Origin of the sequence: Pseudomonas sp. GV085, from assembly GCF_003050925.1 — a bacterium.
GTDB lineage: Bacteria > Pseudomonadota > Gammaproteobacteria > Pseudomonadales > Pseudomonadaceae > Aquipseudomonas.
This window is the reverse complement of record NZ_QAOV01000004.1, coordinates 458,333-473,703: the sequence shown is the minus strand read 5'-3', so window position 1 is coordinate 473,703 and position 15,371 is coordinate 458,333. Positions and strand designations below refer to the sequence as shown.

Here is a 15,371-nt window from a genome sequence, read left to right as displayed (position 1 = left end):
GCGCTTGGCCAGCCTGGACGCGGCCTGTTCGTTGGAGTCCAGCCAGTTGTAACCACAGGCATGCACCGGCATGCGGTAGCCGCCACGCGCTATCAGCTCGTCCGAAAGTATCGACGGCAACTGGCTGGCAAGGTTGGCGCCCAATCCCGGCATGGCGATGGGGATTTCAGGTTTTAACCGGGTGATGTGCGTAGGCCCAGGCTCGACGGCGACGGTGTGCAAATGCTCCGGCCGGATGTCGAATTGCGGCCATTGGTGGGGCAGGAATTGGCTGTTCAGGGTGTCTTCCAGCCAAAGCAGAAAAGCGTGATAACTGGTTTCGCTGACTTCGCCCCAGCCACGTTCTTCGTAGCGTTTGGTCAGGGCCGAGAGGGTCTTTTTTCTGTCCAATCCTGGCAGAGCGATCACCGAGCCGGCGGGGCGTTTAGGTACCGCGCCTTTGTTATCAACAGCAGTCCTTAGCGGGTGCAGCTTTTTTTGTCTAACACCCGCTGACTTTCTAATCCAGTTTGTAGCCAGCCACATATTCTTACCGAGAAATCCAGCATCCAACCTCCAGACAGGGACGCCCTCAACCTCCAGATTTTCAGTCTTACTCTTCAAATTCGACCCCATGATCCCCGGCACGAAAATCACCGGCAGCACCCCATCCGGCGGCAATATGCAGTGCACCGGGTCGGTGATATGGCTGGGCGTCAGGGTCCAGGTATGCACAGGGTTACCCCGGGCGTTGTAGGTCATCGGGGCGACGCGCGGTGTCGACGGGTTATCAGTCATCAAAGGTCTCCTTGCTCGAGCCATTCCAGTACAAGCCCTTCAAGCGTCATGCCCTGTTGCAGGGTGACGAAGCCATCACCATCGGTACGGCCTTCGAAACGTGCGCCGTCTTTGCGCACCAGAGCGTAGGCACGGTTGCGGATGGGTTGACCGTCCGGGAAAAAGGTTTGAAAGCGTTCGTTGAACGATGTGCTGGGCCAGCTATTGAGTTCCGTTGCGGCATTGCTTGGGTCAATGAAGTACTTGTTCGCAGCCTTCACCGTGAAATTGCCTGGCATTCCCAACTCGATATTGCCGCCCTGCATCTTGATATAAGCCCCACCGCACAACAGGGTGATGTGCTTGTCTGCCGCCACCAGCACGTGTTGCTGGCTGGCGCTGATTTCCACGCTTTGATCCGCTTGCACATGGATGCTGTTGTGCTGGGCCTGCAACAGCAGCTGGCCGTTATGGGCGATATGGCGCATGTCGCCACCCTGGGCAAACAGTCCGAGCTCATCGCCTGCATTGATCACCACTTTCCTGCCGGCGGTGAGTTGCTGATTTTGTTGCGCCACGCTATCGATGTGCTCGCCTGCACCCATGGCAATACTGCGGGACGTCGCGGCAGCGATGCCGGCAGGCCCACTTAACGCGATGATGGGTTGCGTGCTATTGCCGGAACCATTGGCCTGATCATTGGCACCATGGCCCAACGCATTCACGGCATCAGTCAGGGACTGTTGCGGCTGCGAATCCTGGGCAATTCCTTGGGCATTTTCGGCAGATGCTCCCAGCTGTTTGGCCAATGTCAGGGCGGCTTGCAACACCTCGATCACCTGCTGGCGTTCCAGTTGACCCGCACCGGCCTTCAGTTGAGCTTCAGCGGTCAGCAATAAACCTTTTGCTGCGCGCAATGCGCCGTGACCATCCGTACGCAACTCAAAACCTTCCCCTCTAGGTTTACCGCCGCCATAGTGGCGTGGATGAGTGAGGTAACCCAGATGCAGCGCGCTATGTTCGTGATCACTCATTAGCGCCGCGCTGATTTGCGCAGTGGTGTCGTCAATGCGCAACTCGTTGGCTCGTGTACCCTTGAACTCGCGACTTTTGGTCGTCGCTACGGCGTTGAGCTTAGGCAGTTCATAGGGCGGCAGATTGGTCTCGCGGTAGGCGCGGCCCGTGGCAATGGGCTGATCCGGATCGCCATCCAGGAAGCTGATGATCAGTTCCTGATTGACCCGAGGCACGGCCATGGCGCCCCAGGTCGCACCGGCCCAGCCCTGAGCCACACGAATCCAGCACGAACTCTGATCGTTGTTCTTGTCCGAGCGATCCCACGGGAACTGCACCTTGACCCGGCCCCATTCGTCGCAATAAATCTCTTCCCCTGGCGGGCCGACCACCGTGGCGATCTGCGGGCCGTCGATGCAGGGTTTGTCACGCAATGGGGCTTTCCAGTCCGAGGTCCAGCGAATGGCTGTGGCCTGCATCTCGTAGGACGTGCCGCTGCCGCTGCCGAACGCTTCTTCCTCCAGGCTGCTGTGTTGTTTGCCTGCGTGGGTGATGGCGATGGTGCGCCAGCGGTCGTTGAAGTCTTCGCGGGGATGGTCGTTCAGGTCGAAGGCCAACCCCGGTTGCAGGCGCGCATCGTCGCCTGCCAGATGGGCCAGCTTGGCGTCGTTGCGCAGGGCGGCCAGGCGGGTTTTGGTAAAGGGCTTGCCGGCGATGTCGCGTTTGTAGCGGCCGGGATAGTCGTAACGTTCGTAGTCCTGGTGCTGGTTGTTCAGGTCCTGGTCGCCGGTGGCGGTGTGCTGCTGGTTGTAGTACGGGTGGGTGAAGGTGTAGTCGCGCTGCACCTGGCGCGCAGTACGGATTTGCTCGGTGTAGTGGAAGCGGGTCAACGCCGGTTCCATGGAGTCGCCGCCACCCATGGGCTGGTAGAGCACCGGACAATCGGTGTGGGTGCCAATGGTGCCCAGTCCGCCGACGCGGTCGGTGAGGACCAGGGTGTGGCCGTCGGCACGGTGTTCGAAGCTGTAGAGCAGGCCTTCTTCGGCGGCGAGGCGGGCGATGAAATCGAGGTCGGTTTCGCCGGCCTGTACGCAGTACTCGCGGGGTTGGTGTTCGAAGCAGATTTCAGTGCGGATGTCGGTGAGCTGTTGCTCGGTGAGCACGCTGGTGATGATGTCGGGCACGGTCTGGCCCTGGAAGATGCGCCAGTTGGAACGCAGGTCGAAACGCGCCAAGGTCGGTTCGACCACGGCCGTGTAGCGGGTGCGGCGAAAGCCGGTGTCGCCCTGGGTGAACAGGCTCACCAGGCCATGGACGTAACGCACCGGCGTCTCGCCACGCCAGAGGGTGAACAGCCCCGCCAGGTCGAGCACCCGATTGAAGTCGATGGCGGCGTTGTGGCTGGCCAATTGCAGTTCAAGTGTGAACGGCTGGGACAGGCCCTCTTCAAGCGTGAATGAAACCACGTCGAAGGCGTCGCCCTTCAAAGGCTCGAAGGTGAAACGCAAGTCAATTTGGCGGGGCATCGTAGCTAGTCCTTACTGTCACTGATAACGGTTGCAACCTTCCGGTACAACTCCGGCTCCCACCCCTGCGCCGTGGTCTCGCGCATCAACCGCGCAACGCTCGCGTACAGGTCATCCGCCAGCCACGACAGGCCACGCGAGGCCAGCAAGTCGGCGGCAATCACCGTGGCATAGCTGCGCTGGCGTGGGGCGTCATGGGTGGCGTGCAGTTCTTGCAGACGCAGCAACACCACTTCCACGCCTTCGGTATTGAGCTGCGCGGCCAGTTCGTCGCGCAGGCCGGCGTATTCCTGCACCGGGCTGCCGGTGGTTTGCGCCTGGTCGGCACCGCTGATCCAGGCCTGGGTTTGCGCATCCACGAACGGCGTGCCATCGCTGAAACACAACTCCAGTAGCGCCGGCAAACGGCAGACAAAACGCTCACAGGTCTGACGAATGGCTGCGGCCACTTCCTCCATCGCCAGGCGCGAGGCGACGTGGGCGGCCAAGTAACTGCCGCGCAGCCAATACGGCGAGGCGCAGACGCTTTTTTCGATACGCAGCAGCAGGTTCGGGTCAATGGCGTTGTGGTTCAGCGCGTCCTGGTAGCCGTCGACGATGTCCTTGGGCACGGCGGTCAATTCGGTGCGACGGTCGCGGGTGATGGGCGGCGCGGTGCGCAAATGCGACCACAGGCCGAAGCGTCGCAATTGGTAGCCGGTAGGGTCGTAAGGGTCTTGCTGGTTGATCTGCTCGGCCATGTTCAACACGGCGCTGCGTTGTTCGCGCTCATTGCTCGGCGCTTGCGGTTTGGGGCTGGAAAAAAAGGCTGAATCCAGAACGCTGCCGGAGGTGGCCGCACGAGTGGGCTCAATGGCGACGACTGGCTCGCTGTATTTATCCAACTGGCGTTGCAACGCATCCAGTGGCGCGGGGTCGAGCTTGGCGCTTTCGGCACAGCGTTGCAGATTTGCCAGGGCCAGTTCCGCCGCAGCTTGATAGGCCGGTTCAAAACTGCTGCGCTCCAGGGTCGGCAACACCTGCACCATGTCGCTCAACAGACGCTGTACCTGTTTGCGTTTGTTCAGGTAGCCGGTGGGGCCGGGCTTGGGGTAGGCACTGTCCCAATACAGTTCCACCATGCCGGCCAACAAGCCCAAGGCATCGGCCCAACGTGCCCATTGCCGGGTGCGCAGCCAAACCACATGCAGATGGGCGACGATGCGCCAGTGCTTGCACTGGATCGCCAGGTATTGACGGGAGGCTTCGTCGATATACGGCCAGTCGATATCGCTCTCGCGCAAGCCGCCGAGCTTGACCATTTCCTGGTCGATGGCCTGGTAGGTTTCGTCCTCCACATCGAAATGGCCGGCGGGTTGCTCGGGCTCGATGGGTGTCAGCAACAGCTTGACGGTGTCCGCCGGCACGTCGATTACCAGCGACATACTTGACGCTCCTGCTCGATCAGTTCGCCCAGGCCTTCGGCGTCAAACACTAGGCCGTGCAGCCTGGGATAGTCGCTCTCGAGTCGAAGGCGCTGGCCGCCGCCCATGTTGCGCAATAGGGAAATAGCCTGTAGCCCGCGTCCGGCGTCGACCACCAGGCCGGCGTCGTCCAGCACCTGCCATTGATAGGCGTCGGAGACCGGGCGCTCATCCTTGAACAGCTGGATGCGAATTCTGTTGGGCTTGGCTGGCTCATCCAGCACCAGTTGCAAGCGGGAGATTTTCGATTCGCAACTGATGGCCAGGTAAGGCCGAGGCGGCAACGCGCCCAACGCCGGGGCTGAGATCACCATGCGTTGTTGCTGGTCGTTGTCCGGCTCTGGGAACGACGACAGCAGGAAACGCTGATCCTCGGGTGGACGCTTGGCTTCATTGCGTTGGACCAGATCGACAATCGGCAGTGCCCGGTCAAGCGCGCGTGGTGCCGCTGGTGCGTGATGGATGGGCGTACCAGCGGCCAAATCAAAACACTCCAGGCGCTTCAAGGGGGAGACGATGGAAGGGCAGTCTTGTGTCGCCGCCTGCGCGTCCATTACGGCCATAGCCGTCAGGCAGAGCCCCCATTTCCATCCTCGCCATCCGTTGCGCATCAACGCCTCCTGATATGCCTCGCCGAAATCAAAACCGGACAATCTTCTTAAGTTTTCGAACTAACGCTTTTTAACCTGCGAGTTCAACGATTAACTCTAAGAGCATTGCCTGAGTTCGACGGATAGGCAAGTAAAAGACGAATAACACACCACTAAAACCGAATAGGAAGATGCATCTATCAGATATTTCCACAGAGCCTGTAGGAATAGTGGAAGCAAGTACAGCTTCCTACACCCATAACCTACGAATCGCGTCCACGTCGTCCTACATGACAAATCTTGCAATAGCCGGTTCTAATACGCCGACCTTACGAAAAGGATTATTCCCATGTCGAAAACTCAGGGTTCTGTCGCCCCCAAAGAACGCGTCAACATCAAGTACGTCCCGGCCACGGGCGACCAACAGGCTGAAGTTGAGCTACCTCTGAAGTTGTTAATCACCGGCGACTTCAAAGGCCACGGCGAACTAACCGCCCTGGAAGACCGGCAATCCGTTCGAATAGATAAAGACACGTTCAATGAAGTACTGACCAAAGCCGAAGTTTCTCTGGTCATGGCGGTTCCGTCTGTTCTCAACAACGACCAAGACACCGACTTGAACGTGCAACTCCAATTCAAAAACATCAATGACTTCGGCCCCGACGCGCTCGCCCGCCAAGTACCGGAGTTGAACAAGTTACTGGAACTGCGTGAAGCCTTAGTTGCGCTCAAAGGCCCTATGGGCAACGTCCCCGCCTTTCGCAAACACCTGCAGAACATGCTGACCGATGAAACCGCTCGCCAACGCCTGGCCAGCGAGTTGAACCTGGTGCTCGAAGCGCCAACAAATTGACTTGAACGCCCTTCTCAACGGAGTACTCCCCATGCCTATGGAAAGCGCCGTCGCCCAAGTATTGGTGGCTGACGAACCAACGTCGTTGCTCGACCAACTGCTGGCCAATACCACCATTCGCCCCTCCCAGGAAGGCTACGCAGTCGCCCGCCAAGGCGTGGCTGTGTTCATCAGCGAAATCCTGCAATGCGGCGACCATCAGCAGCCGGTCAACAAGCACCGGGTTGACCAGATGATTGCCGAAATCGACCGTGCCTTGAGCAAGCAGATGGACGTGATTCTGCATCAGCCGCAGTTCCAGCGACTTGAATCCGCATGGCGCGGCCTGAAGCTGCTGGTGGATCGCACGGATTTTCGCGAGAACATCAAACTGGAAGTGCTGCATGTCACCAAAGAAGAGCTGCTTGACGACTTCGACAACGCCGGCGACATCACCCGCAGCGGCCTGTACAAGCACGCCTACACCTCCGGTTACGGCCAGTTCGGTGGCGAGCCGATCGCGACGATGATTGGCAACTACACCTTCGGCCCGTCGTCCCCGGACATGAAGCTGTTGAGCTACGTCGCTTCCGTGGGCGCCATGGCCCATGCCCCTTTCGTGATGGCGGCAGGTCCTGAGTTCTTCAACCTCAAGAGCTATCAGGACCTGCCGTCGGTCAAGGAAGTCAGCGACATTTTTGAAGGGCCCGGCCATACCAAATGGCGCAGCCTGCGTGAGATGGAAGACTCCAAATACATCGCCGCGACGCTGCCGCGCTTCCTGCTGCGCTCGCCCTACGACGGGCTGGAGAACCCGATTCGCAGCTTCTGCTACAACGAAACCGTCGACGGCAACCACGACAATTACTTGTGGGGCAACACCGCGTTCCTGATGGCCTCGCGCATCACCGACAGCTTCGCCCGCTACCGCTGGTGCCCGAACATCATCGGCCCGCAGTCCGGCGGCGCGGTGGACGATTTGCCGGTGCACCTGTACGAATCCCTCGGCCAATTGCAGGCGAAGATTCCTACCGAAGTGCTGATTTCCGATCGCAAGGAATTCGAGCTGGCCGAAGCCGGTTTTATTCCCCTGACCATGCGCAAGGACAGCGACAACGCCGCGTTCTTCTCCGCCAATTCAATACAGAAACCGAAAAACTTCCCCAAGACCCGCGAAGGCCAGGAAGCCCAGACCAACTACAAGCTCGGCACCCAGTTGCCCTACCTGTTTATCGTCAATCGCCTGGCCCACTACATCAAGGTGCTGCAACGCGAGCAGATCGGCAGTTGGAAGGAACGCCAGGACCTGGAACGTGAGTTGAACACCTGGCTCAAACAGTACATCGCCGATCAGGAAAACCCGTCGTCCGATGTGCGCAGCCGTCGCCCCTTGCGCGCCGCGCAAATCGTCGTGCAGGACGTGGCGGGCGATCCAGGCTGGTACCAGGTGTCGTTGGCGGTGCGCCCGCACTTCAAGTACATGGGCGCCAACTTCGAGATCTCCCTGGTCGGTCGGCTGGACACCCAATAGGTGCGCGGCACCAGCCTGTTCGAGCGCCTGGAAGCCGACGCACCGCGCTACCGCCCCGGCAGTGCGGATGAACAAGCGCGCCAGCGTGTCGAGGCGATCAAACGCCACCTGGAACAGGTGCTCAATTCACGCCAGGGCTGCTCGCAAAGCAGCCCTGAACTGGGCCTGCGCGATTTCAATGGGGTTACCCAGGCCAGCAGTGATCTGGTGGTGGCCATCAGCGCCGATATCCGGCGCTCGGTGGAGGCGTTTGAACCGCGCATCAAGGTCACGGGCGTGCGTTATCAGCCCGACCCGGATTTGCCGCTGGAGCTGAACTTTCGCCTGGATTGCCAGGTGCAGGTCAACCACAAGGAAGAGCAGGTGCAGATCGAGGTGGCCATGCATGGCCGCGACGGCTACACCCGGGTGAAATGAGGATGCCATGGACTTGAAACAACGTTTTGCCGAGGAGTTGCGCTACCTGCGCGAGCTCGGTCGCGAGTTTGCCGAGGACAATCCACAGTTGGCGCAGTTTCTCGGCGACGAGGCCGGCGACCCGGACGTGGAGCGATTGCTGGAAGGCTTTGCCTTCCTCACGGCCAAGCTCGGCATGAAGATCGACGACGACTTGCCGGAGCTGACCCATCCGCTGCTGCAGATGCTCTGGCCCAACTACCTGCGGCCCTTGCCCAGCGCAACCATCATCCGCTTCGAGCCACGGCCCAATGCGATCAGTCAACGCAAGGTGATTCCCAAAGGGACGCGGCTGTTTGCCAAACCCGTGGACGGCATCTCCTGCGAGTTTCGCACGTGCACCGATGTCAATCTGTACCCGTTGGCGTTGCAGGCAGTCAGCGATGCCCACAGCCGCGAAGCTTCGACACTGCGCATCGACCTCAACGTGTTGACCCCACAACCGCTCGACAGCCTCGAGTGCGATCAGTTGGATTTTCACCTCGGCGGCGACAATGCCACCGCACTGACCCTGTACCTGTGGCTGGCCCATTACCTCAAAAGCGTCACGCTGTACGTCAACAACACCCCTTATCGTCTGAACCCCAGCGAGTTGGGCTTCCCCGGTTTCACCGCCGAAGAAGCACTGCTGCCCTACCCGCGCAACGTGTTCGATGGCTACCGGATCCTGCAGGAATACTTTGTGTTCCCCCAGCGGTTCCACTTTTTCAGCCTGACCCGACTAGCCAAGGTCTGGCCGGCCGTCAGCACTGGACAGATTCGCTTCGAATTTCAGTTTTCCCGGCCGATGCCGGTCAATACGCATTTGCGCACCTCAGACCTTCACCTGTTCTGTGCGCCGGCGGTCAATCTGTTCCGCCACGATGCCGAGCCCATCGCGCTGGACGGACGCAGCCAGGAACGGCGTATCAGCCCCAGTGGCAACCGCCACGATGCCTTTGAGATTTTCAGTGTCGACCAGGTGGCCGGCTGGGACGCCGCCGACAAGGAGCGCAAGGGCGATCCGTTACGGCGCTTTACTCCGTTCGAGTCGTTCCAGCATGAGATCGAACATGCCCGGGGCCGCACCGCGCTGTACTTCCGCACGCATATCGAGGAATCCCACGGACGTGAGGGATTGCGCCATCGCATCGCCTTCGTGCGTGGCGATGAAAGCCTGTACATCGGCGAGCATGAAGCGGCGTCCATCGAACTGACCTGCACCAACCGCGATCTGCCATTGGCCCTGGGGGTCGGCGATGTGTCGCTGTCCACCGAGGTCACGCCGTCGTTTGCCATCTATACCAATCTGATTGCGCCGACCCGGTCTTATCGGCCGGTGTTGGACGCGAGCCTGCACTGGACGCTGATTTCCAATCTGTCGCTGAACTACCTGTCGTTGCTGTCGGCCGAGCCGCTCAAGGCAGTGATCCGCGCCTATGACTTTGCCGCCCTGCACGACCTGCAACAGGCCCGCGCCACACGCAAGCGCCTCAACGGTATCCAGGATGCCGTGACCACTCCCATCGACTGGCTGATGAAAGGCCTGCCCGTGCGCGGCGTGCAGACCCGTTTGCAATTGGACCAGAACGCCTTCCTCTGCGAGGGCGAGCTGTACCTGTTCGCTAGCGTGCTTTCGCACTTCTTCGCCCTGTACGCCAGCATCAACTCCTTCCACCGTTTGGAAGTGATCAATACCACCAACAACGAGTGCTATGAATGGCCACTGTTGACCGGCAGACAACCCTTGATCTAGCCGACCGGCTGCTGGCTGACGCGCGAAACTATTCGTTTCACCGTTTGCTGGAGCATTTGCACGCCTTGCATGGCGATGACCTGGAAGCGCGGCCCCTGAGTGCGGCGGCGCGCCGTCGCGTGCGCCTGCAAAGCCATGCAGGGCTGGGCTTTCCGGCCTCCGACGTGGTGTTGGCTGGCCGCGTAGAGGATGGGGGCGACGAAGCGCGCTACCGCTTGCAGACCAGCTTCTTTGGCCTGCACGGTACCGACTCGCCTTTGCCCGGTTATTACCTGGACCGCCTGGCTTACGAACAATCTCAAGAGCGCGGCATTCGTCCGGCGTTCATGGACTTTTTCAACCATCGCTTGCTGACCCTGCTGCACACCAGTTGGCGCAAGTACCGCTACTACATTCGCTACCAGGCCGAGGCGAACGACCGTTTTTCGCGTTACGTATTCTCCATGGTCGGGCTGAACGACAACGACCTTCGCGGTACGACGCCGCTGCCGTGGGGCCGCCTGCTGAGCTTTGCCGGCTTGATCGCCAACCGCAGCCGCTCCCCCTCGGTGGTGTCCGGCATCGTCGAGCATTGCTTCGACCTGCACGGCATACATATCCGTGAGTTCGAGGCTCGCTCAGTGAGTTTTCCGCAACGCCAGCGCCTGGCGTTGGGCAAGGCCAACGGCACCCTGGGCAGTAACTTTGTGGTGGGTGATCGCAGCAAGACCCGCGCCAGCAAGTTCACCCTGGTGATTCCTAACTTGACTCAAGCGCGCTTTCGTCAGTTCTTGCCCAGCGACGATCAGTTCGGGCGATTGCGCCAGTTGATGCATTTTCTGCTGCGCGATGCCACCGCCTACGACCTGGAACTGGGGCTGCGCGAAGAAGACGTACCGCCGTTCAACCTGCAACGCGCCGGCGGCACCCACCTGGGCTGGACCAGTTTCATCGAGCATCAGCAACATCGTAATCCCGCCGTGGTGCGGATTCGGGGGCGCGCATGAAGCTGAGCCTGGTTGTCAGCAATCCTGCGCAGCTGTTGCACGGCTATCTGCCCGGTCACCAATTTGGCCCACAGGGCGGCAGCATCGGCAGTGCCGCGGTGGACTGGCGCCTGGAAGATCGCACCAACAGCGTGCGACCCAACCACTGCGACATCCGCGTCATCGAAGGGCGGTTCTGCGTGATCGACCGCAGCGGTAGAACCTACGTCAACGGTCACGACCTGCCGCTTGAGCGTCATGTGGCGATAAGCCTCAACGACGGTGATCGGTTGCAGATTGGTGCGTATCAGGTCGCGGTGCAATTGGGCGAGCACGCCCCAGGGCAGCGTTCGCTGGATGAACTGCTCGGCGGCCACCCTGAAGGCATGCACGTGTGGCACCAGGAAGATGCGCCGAGTAGGCCACCGGCGGATAGGCGACCTGCCACTTGCCCGGAATTCGAGCGCCTTTGCCGGCCCTTGGATTTAGCCGAGCAAGGCGACCCGCTGCGAGCGATGAATGAAGCGCCGCCACCAAAGCCGCTGGCTGATATTTGCGCGACCGCACCCGAGCGCACCGTTTGCCTGTTCAGCAACCTGCGTCTGGCCACCTTGTTGCTCGCCTGCCTGACCCTGGGCGGCTGCACCATGCTCGGCAAGATCGGCCAAGTGATCTGGACTCCATCGATTTCGGTCGGCGGCCCCGACGATCAGCCCAGCCGCTACTCCCTGAGCCTGTACGCCAGCCACGACGTCAACCCGCGCCTGATCAGTACCGGCACGGCACCGGACGAGGACGCGAGCCGTTCGCCTTACACCCTCAATGTGCAGGCCACCAGCCCGCAGGCCCTGACGGACAAAGTACAAACGCTACTCAGCCACCTTTACGAAAGCGTGCCGGCCCAGTCGCCACTGAGTTTGGAGCCAGCGCCCGTCGTGCCGATGTCGCCCATCGAAGACGCGCTGCTGGGTGACTACGACGCTCAGGGGGTCAGCCTGACCACCCCGTGGGGCAACCCGGCCATGCAGCACGTCGCCACGCCGATCGCTTTCAAGGTGTTGCAACTGACCGACGACTCGCTGCTGATCAACGCCAGCCCTCAGGCCCTGGCCGACGACCTGAAAAAGACCCTGGGCAGCACCTATATCCGCGCCGACGACTACCTGCTCAACCCAGGCCAATTCAAATTCATCGATCTGCGCGCGCTTGATGAAGACACCCGTTTCATCGCGGTGATCGCCAACTACCACAGCAGCGATATCGGACAGTGGAAACAGCGCCTGCGCGTCGAGCCCAGGGGCCGGCAGTACGCGGTGCTGGTGCAGCTGGACGCCGCGCAGGTCAGCCTCAAAGGAGAAACCCGATGACGCCCTTTTCAGCCGCTTTTGCCCCGAGTAATTACCGATGAGTTCACGCAACCCCGTCATCTGGCATGAAGGTTTGTTCGTCAAGCCCCAGCACTTCCAGCAACAGGCCCGCGCCGCCGAGGCCGCCGTGCATCAGCGCCTGCACAGCCTCAACGACGCGCTCTATGGCTTCAGCGAGCTGACGCTGAACAGCGAATACCTGAGCTTCGGCAAGGTCGCCATTACCCAAGCGCGGGGGATCATGCCCGATGGCAGCGTCTTCGATATCCCCCACGACCTGGCGCCGCCCTCCCCGCTGGAAATCGCCGACAGCAGCGCAGTCAACCAGATCGTCTACCTGGCCCTGCCGCTGCGCTCCAACGGCGCTCTCGAAGTGCGCTGGCCCGACCAGTACGGCAACAGCCGCTACATCGCCCGCCGTGAAGAAATCCGCGATACCCACAGCGATGACGGCGATCAGGTCGGCATGGACCTGGCCGTGCCCAACCTGCAACTGATGCTCGAACGCAGCGACCGCAGTGCCTTCACCGGCATCGCCTTGGGCAGGATCAAAGACAAGCGCCCGGACGGCAGCCTGGTAATGGACGAGCATTTCTATCCCACCATCCTGTCCCTGCAAGCGGTGCCGGCGCTGCACCGCTACCTCGGTGAGGTGGCCGGGCTGATGCGTGAGCGGGCCAAAAACCTGGCCCAGCGTATCGGTTCACCGGGGCAGTCGGGGGTGGCAGATGTCACCGACTTCAACCTGCTGCAAACCCTCAACCGCTTGTTCCCGCTGTTCCAACACCTGGCTCGCCAGCGCCAAGTCCACCCGGAACGGCTGTACATCGCCCTGGCCCAGGCCTGCGGCGAACTGGTGACTTTTACCGATGAAGGCCACCTGCCCCAGGAATACCCGGCCTACCAGCACGACAACCTGCGCGAGTCGTTCCAGATTCTGGAGCACACCTTGCGCCGCGCCTTGGGCACGGTGCTGCAACCGCGTGCGGTGTCGTTGCCGATTGTCGAGCAGCGGTACGGCGTGCGCAGCGCCGCATTGAACGACAAACGCCTGCTGGACAACGCTGAATTCATCCTCGCCGTGCGCGCCGAACTGCCCGCGGAAACCCTGCGTCAGCAACTCCCCAAACAGATCAAGATCACCTCCACCGAAGGGCTGGAGCAACTGGTCAGCCTGCAACTGCCGGGTATTCCACTGCGGCCGCTGCCGGTGGCGCCGCGACACCTGCCGTTCCATGCCGGTTTCAGCTACTTCGAACTCGACCGCCATCACCCCGCCTGGCAAAGCCTGAGCAGTGGCAGCGGGTTTGGTTTCCATATTGCCGGTGAATTCCCGAAGCTGGAATTGCAGTTCTGGGCGATCAGGAGTGAAAAAGATGATTAAAACGACACCCGACTCATGGCGTCACGAGGAGATCTCCGGCGCCATCGACTTTGACGGCGAAACGATCACTGCCAGCGGCCAAAAACACTTGGCCGACCCTGAATTCGACATGCGCGGCCTGGCCTGGAACCCGCTGTGCGATGCCGCCACGCCGCTGATCGGCCTGGTCATCCGCCTGCGGCGTCTGGACCAGCACGACGACGTACCTGCGCTGTACCTGAGCGTCAGCAACCAGATCACCACGATCATGGAAGAAGTCAGCCAGCTCGACTACGACGCAGGCATGCTCAAGGCCTACTCCTACAGCCTGTGTTTGTTGCTGGACGAAGTGGTCATGAGCACTTCCTGGGGCAAGTCTTCCACATGGAGCGCACGCTCGCTGCTAAGCAAGTTTCATCAAGAAACCTGGGGCGGCGAAAAATTCTTCACCGTGATGAACAACATGATCCCCGAAGCGGCCAGGTACCAGCATGTGCTGGAGTTCATGTACCAGTGCCTGATCTCCGGTCTCAAAGGCAAATACGGCGCCCATATCAAGGGCGATGACGAAATACAGAAGATCATCACCCAACTGCACGGCCTGTTGCGACCCTTGCGCGGCGAGACACCCAAGCGCCTGACCGACCCGCTGAAAAACGTCGCCCCGCGCAACTACCGGATCAAACGCGCCTGGCCGTTGTGGACTCCGTGGGCCATGGCCGCCGTCGTGCTGACGGTCGCCTACACGATCTACTCGATCCGCCTGAACGCCATCACCCAGCAAGTGCTGGAGTCCCTGGAGCGGGTGCTGCACCTGTAACCGATTTTCAGCGCGCTCATCCCGAGCGCCTGCAAAGCCATGGCCGTGTCGGCCATAACCTGCGGCCCCCAGGGGCCGTTCACTTGATCGCGACAAGGAGCTTGTCATGCCAACACCTGCGTACATCAGCATCCACGGCAAAACCCAGGGCCACATCACCAAGGGCGCGTTCACTGCTGACTCGGTGGGCAACGTTTATGTGGAAGGCCACGAAGACGAAATCCTCGTCCAGGAAATCGACCACGCAATCGGTACGCCCACCGACCCACAGAGTGGCCAACCGTCCGGGCAACGGGTGCACAAGCCGCTGATATTCACCAGCGCCTTGAACAAAGCCTCACCGATGCTCTATCAGGCCCTGGCCACCGGCGAAATGCTGCCGACCGTTGAAGTGAAGTGGTTCCGCACCTCGGGGGACGGCAAGCAAGAGCACTTCTTCACCACCAAACTGGAAGACGCCACGGTCGTCGACATTCACACCGTGCTGCCCCACGCACAAAACAGTAGCAACGAAAACTACACCCAACTGATCAAGACCAGCCTGGCGTATCGCAAGGTCAGCTGGACCCATGTGGTGGCCGGCACCGAAGCCTCGGACGACTGGCGCAAGCCGGCTTAATCGCCAACCGGCACGTTCCGCCGCTCAGGCGGCGGAATATTCACTGACTCGATAATTTTCAGGAGGTTCTATGCCAGCCGTCGTTCTGGTCGGACACGACCATGATTGCCCTTTGTGTGGCCCCACCACCGTCGACAGCGGTACGCGCAACGTGACCGTCAACGGCCGCGCCGTCGCCCGTGTCGGCGACACCCTTGGATGCGGCGCCGTCATCACCAGCGGCTCGCCCTCGATGACCGTCAATGGACAGCCAGTAGCCCGTGTCGGCGATACCACCGATCACGATGGAAAATTGGAAAACGGTGATAGCAGCTGGTTGATCGACTGACATTCA

At 60.7% G+C, this 15,371-nt stretch carries 13 protein-coding genes and 1 pseudogene; 10 read left to right on the top strand and 4 right to left on the bottom strand.

Annotation, left to right across the window (positions count from 1 at the left end; genetic code table 11):
- The 4 genes and pseudogenes from C8K63_RS11770 to vasI form a co-directional block, all read right to left on the bottom strand.
- Positions 1-777 (bottom strand): annotated as a pseudogene (locus C8K63_RS11770) (alpha/beta hydrolase); the annotation flags it as partial.
- Positions 777-3,296: a type VI secretion system Vgr family protein gene (locus C8K63_RS11765; RefSeq protein ID WP_108216856.1), complete on the bottom strand. Its 2,520-nt coding sequence runs from the start codon at positions 3,294-3,296 to the stop codon at positions 777-779. The gene C8K63_RS11765 and the pseudogene C8K63_RS11770, both read right to left, overlap by 1 nt.
- A 5-nt stretch (positions 3,297-3,301) precedes the next feature.
- The gene (tssA, locus tag C8K63_RS11760) at positions 3,302-4,720 is read right to left on the bottom strand and encodes a type VI secretion system protein TssA (RefSeq protein ID WP_108216855.1); all 1,419 of its coding nucleotides are present in this window, start codon (positions 4,718-4,720) and stop codon (positions 3,302-3,304) included.
- Positions 4,708-5,370, bottom strand: coding sequence for a type VI secretion system-associated protein VasI (vasI, locus tag C8K63_RS11755; RefSeq protein ID WP_223530715.1), 663 nt, complete (start codon positions 5,368-5,370; stop codon positions 4,708-4,710). Before vasI ends, tssA begins: the two co-directional genes overlap by 13 nt.
- Positions 5,371-5,698: 328 nt before the next feature.
- On the opposite strand from vasI, the gene tssB reads away from it, so the two are divergent.
- The 10 genes from tssB to C8K63_RS11705 all read left to right on the top strand — a co-directional run bounded on the left by tssB (position 5,699) and on the right by C8K63_RS11705 (position 15,365).
- Positions 5,699-6,202 (top strand): type VI secretion system contractile sheath small subunit, encoded by a 504-nt coding sequence (tssB, locus tag C8K63_RS11750; RefSeq protein WP_108216853.1) that lies wholly within the window; start codon positions 5,699-5,701, stop codon positions 6,200-6,202.
- A gap of 37 nt (positions 6,203-6,239) precedes the next feature.
- Positions 6,240-7,712, top strand: coding sequence for a type VI secretion system contractile sheath large subunit (gene tssC, locus C8K63_RS11745; protein WP_108216852.1), 1,473 nt, complete (start codon positions 6,240-6,242; stop codon positions 7,710-7,712).
- Entirely contained in the window at positions 7,713-8,129 is a 417-nt protein-coding gene (tssE, locus tag C8K63_RS11740; RefSeq protein ID WP_108216851.1) for a type VI secretion system baseplate subunit TssE, read from the top strand. It begins immediately after the preceding gene.
- A 7-nt stretch (positions 8,130-8,136) separates the two neighbouring features.
- Positions 8,137-9,903 carry a type VI secretion system baseplate subunit TssF gene (gene tssF, locus C8K63_RS11735; RefSeq protein ID WP_108216850.1) on the top strand — a complete coding sequence of 589 codons (1,767 nt, stop codon included), beginning with the start codon at positions 8,137-8,139 and terminating at the stop codon, positions 9,901-9,903.
- Positions 9,867-10,889, top strand: coding sequence for a type VI secretion system baseplate subunit TssG (gene tssG, locus C8K63_RS11730; protein WP_108216849.1), 1,023 nt, complete (start codon positions 9,867-9,869; stop codon positions 10,887-10,889). Before tssF ends, tssG begins: the two co-directional genes overlap by 37 nt.
- A complete protein-coding gene (gene tssJ, locus C8K63_RS11725) occupies positions 10,886-12,235 on the top strand; it encodes a type VI secretion system lipoprotein TssJ (protein WP_108216848.1) in 1,350 nt (449 codons plus the stop codon). The genes tssG and tssJ overlap by 4 nt, the downstream gene beginning before the upstream one ends.
- Positions 12,236-12,272: 37 nt before the next feature.
- Entirely contained in the window at positions 12,273-13,619 is a 1,347-nt protein-coding gene (gene tssK, locus C8K63_RS11720; RefSeq protein WP_108216847.1) for a type VI secretion system baseplate subunit TssK, read from the top strand.
- Positions 13,612-14,418 (top strand): type IVB secretion system protein IcmH/DotU, encoded by an 807-nt coding sequence (icmH, locus tag C8K63_RS11715; protein WP_108216846.1) that lies wholly within the window; start codon positions 13,612-13,614, stop codon positions 14,416-14,418. The genes tssK and icmH overlap by 8 nt, the downstream gene beginning before the upstream one ends.
- A 106-nt stretch (positions 14,419-14,524) precedes the next feature.
- The gene (locus tag C8K63_RS11710) at positions 14,525-15,037 is read left to right on the top strand and encodes an Hcp family type VI secretion system effector (protein WP_108216845.1); all 513 of its coding nucleotides are present in this window, start codon (positions 14,525-14,527) and stop codon (positions 15,035-15,037) included.
- Positions 15,038-15,107: 70 nt separating this feature from the next.
- Positions 15,108-15,365, top strand: a complete 258-nt coding sequence (locus C8K63_RS11705; protein ID WP_108216844.1) for a PAAR domain-containing protein — start codon at positions 15,108-15,110, stop codon at positions 15,363-15,365.
- Positions 15,366-15,371: the final 6 nt, after the last annotated feature.

Coding starts and splice junctions, on each gene's coding strand:
- icmH (WP_108216846.1), top strand. CDS start 13,612: ATGATTAAAACGACACCCGACTCATGGCGTCACGAGGAGATCTCCGGC.
- tssF (WP_108216850.1), top strand. CDS start 8,137: ATGGACTTGAAACAACGTTTTGCCGAGGAGTTGCGCTACCTGCGCGAG.
- tssG (WP_108216849.1), top strand. CDS start 9,867: ATGGCCACTGTTGACCGGCAGACAACCCTTGATCTAGCCGACCGGCTG.
- C8K63_RS11765 (WP_108216856.1), bottom strand. CDS start 3,296: ATGCCCCGCCAAATTGACTTGCGTTTCACCTTCGAGCCTTTGAAGGGC.
- tssC (WP_108216852.1), top strand. CDS start 6,240: ATGGAAAGCGCCGTCGCCCAAGTATTGGTGGCTGACGAACCAACGTCG.
- vasI (WP_223530715.1), bottom strand. CDS start 5,370: ATGCGCAACGGATGGCGAGGATGGAAATGGGGGCTCTGCCTGACGGCT.
- C8K63_RS11710 (WP_108216845.1), top strand. CDS start 14,525: ATGCCAACACCTGCGTACATCAGCATCCACGGCAAAACCCAGGGCCAC.
- tssK (WP_108216847.1), top strand. CDS start 12,273: ATGAGTTCACGCAACCCCGTCATCTGGCATGAAGGTTTGTTCGTCAAG.
- C8K63_RS11705 (WP_108216844.1), top strand. CDS start 15,108: ATGCCAGCCGTCGTTCTGGTCGGACACGACCATGATTGCCCTTTGTGT.
- tssJ (WP_108216848.1), top strand. CDS start 10,886: ATGAAGCTGAGCCTGGTTGTCAGCAATCCTGCGCAGCTGTTGCACGGC.
- tssA (WP_108216855.1), bottom strand. CDS start 4,720: ATGTCGCTGGTAATCGACGTGCCGGCGGACACCGTCAAGCTGTTGCTG.
- tssB (WP_108216853.1), top strand. CDS start 5,699: ATGTCGAAAACTCAGGGTTCTGTCGCCCCCAAAGAACGCGTCAACATC.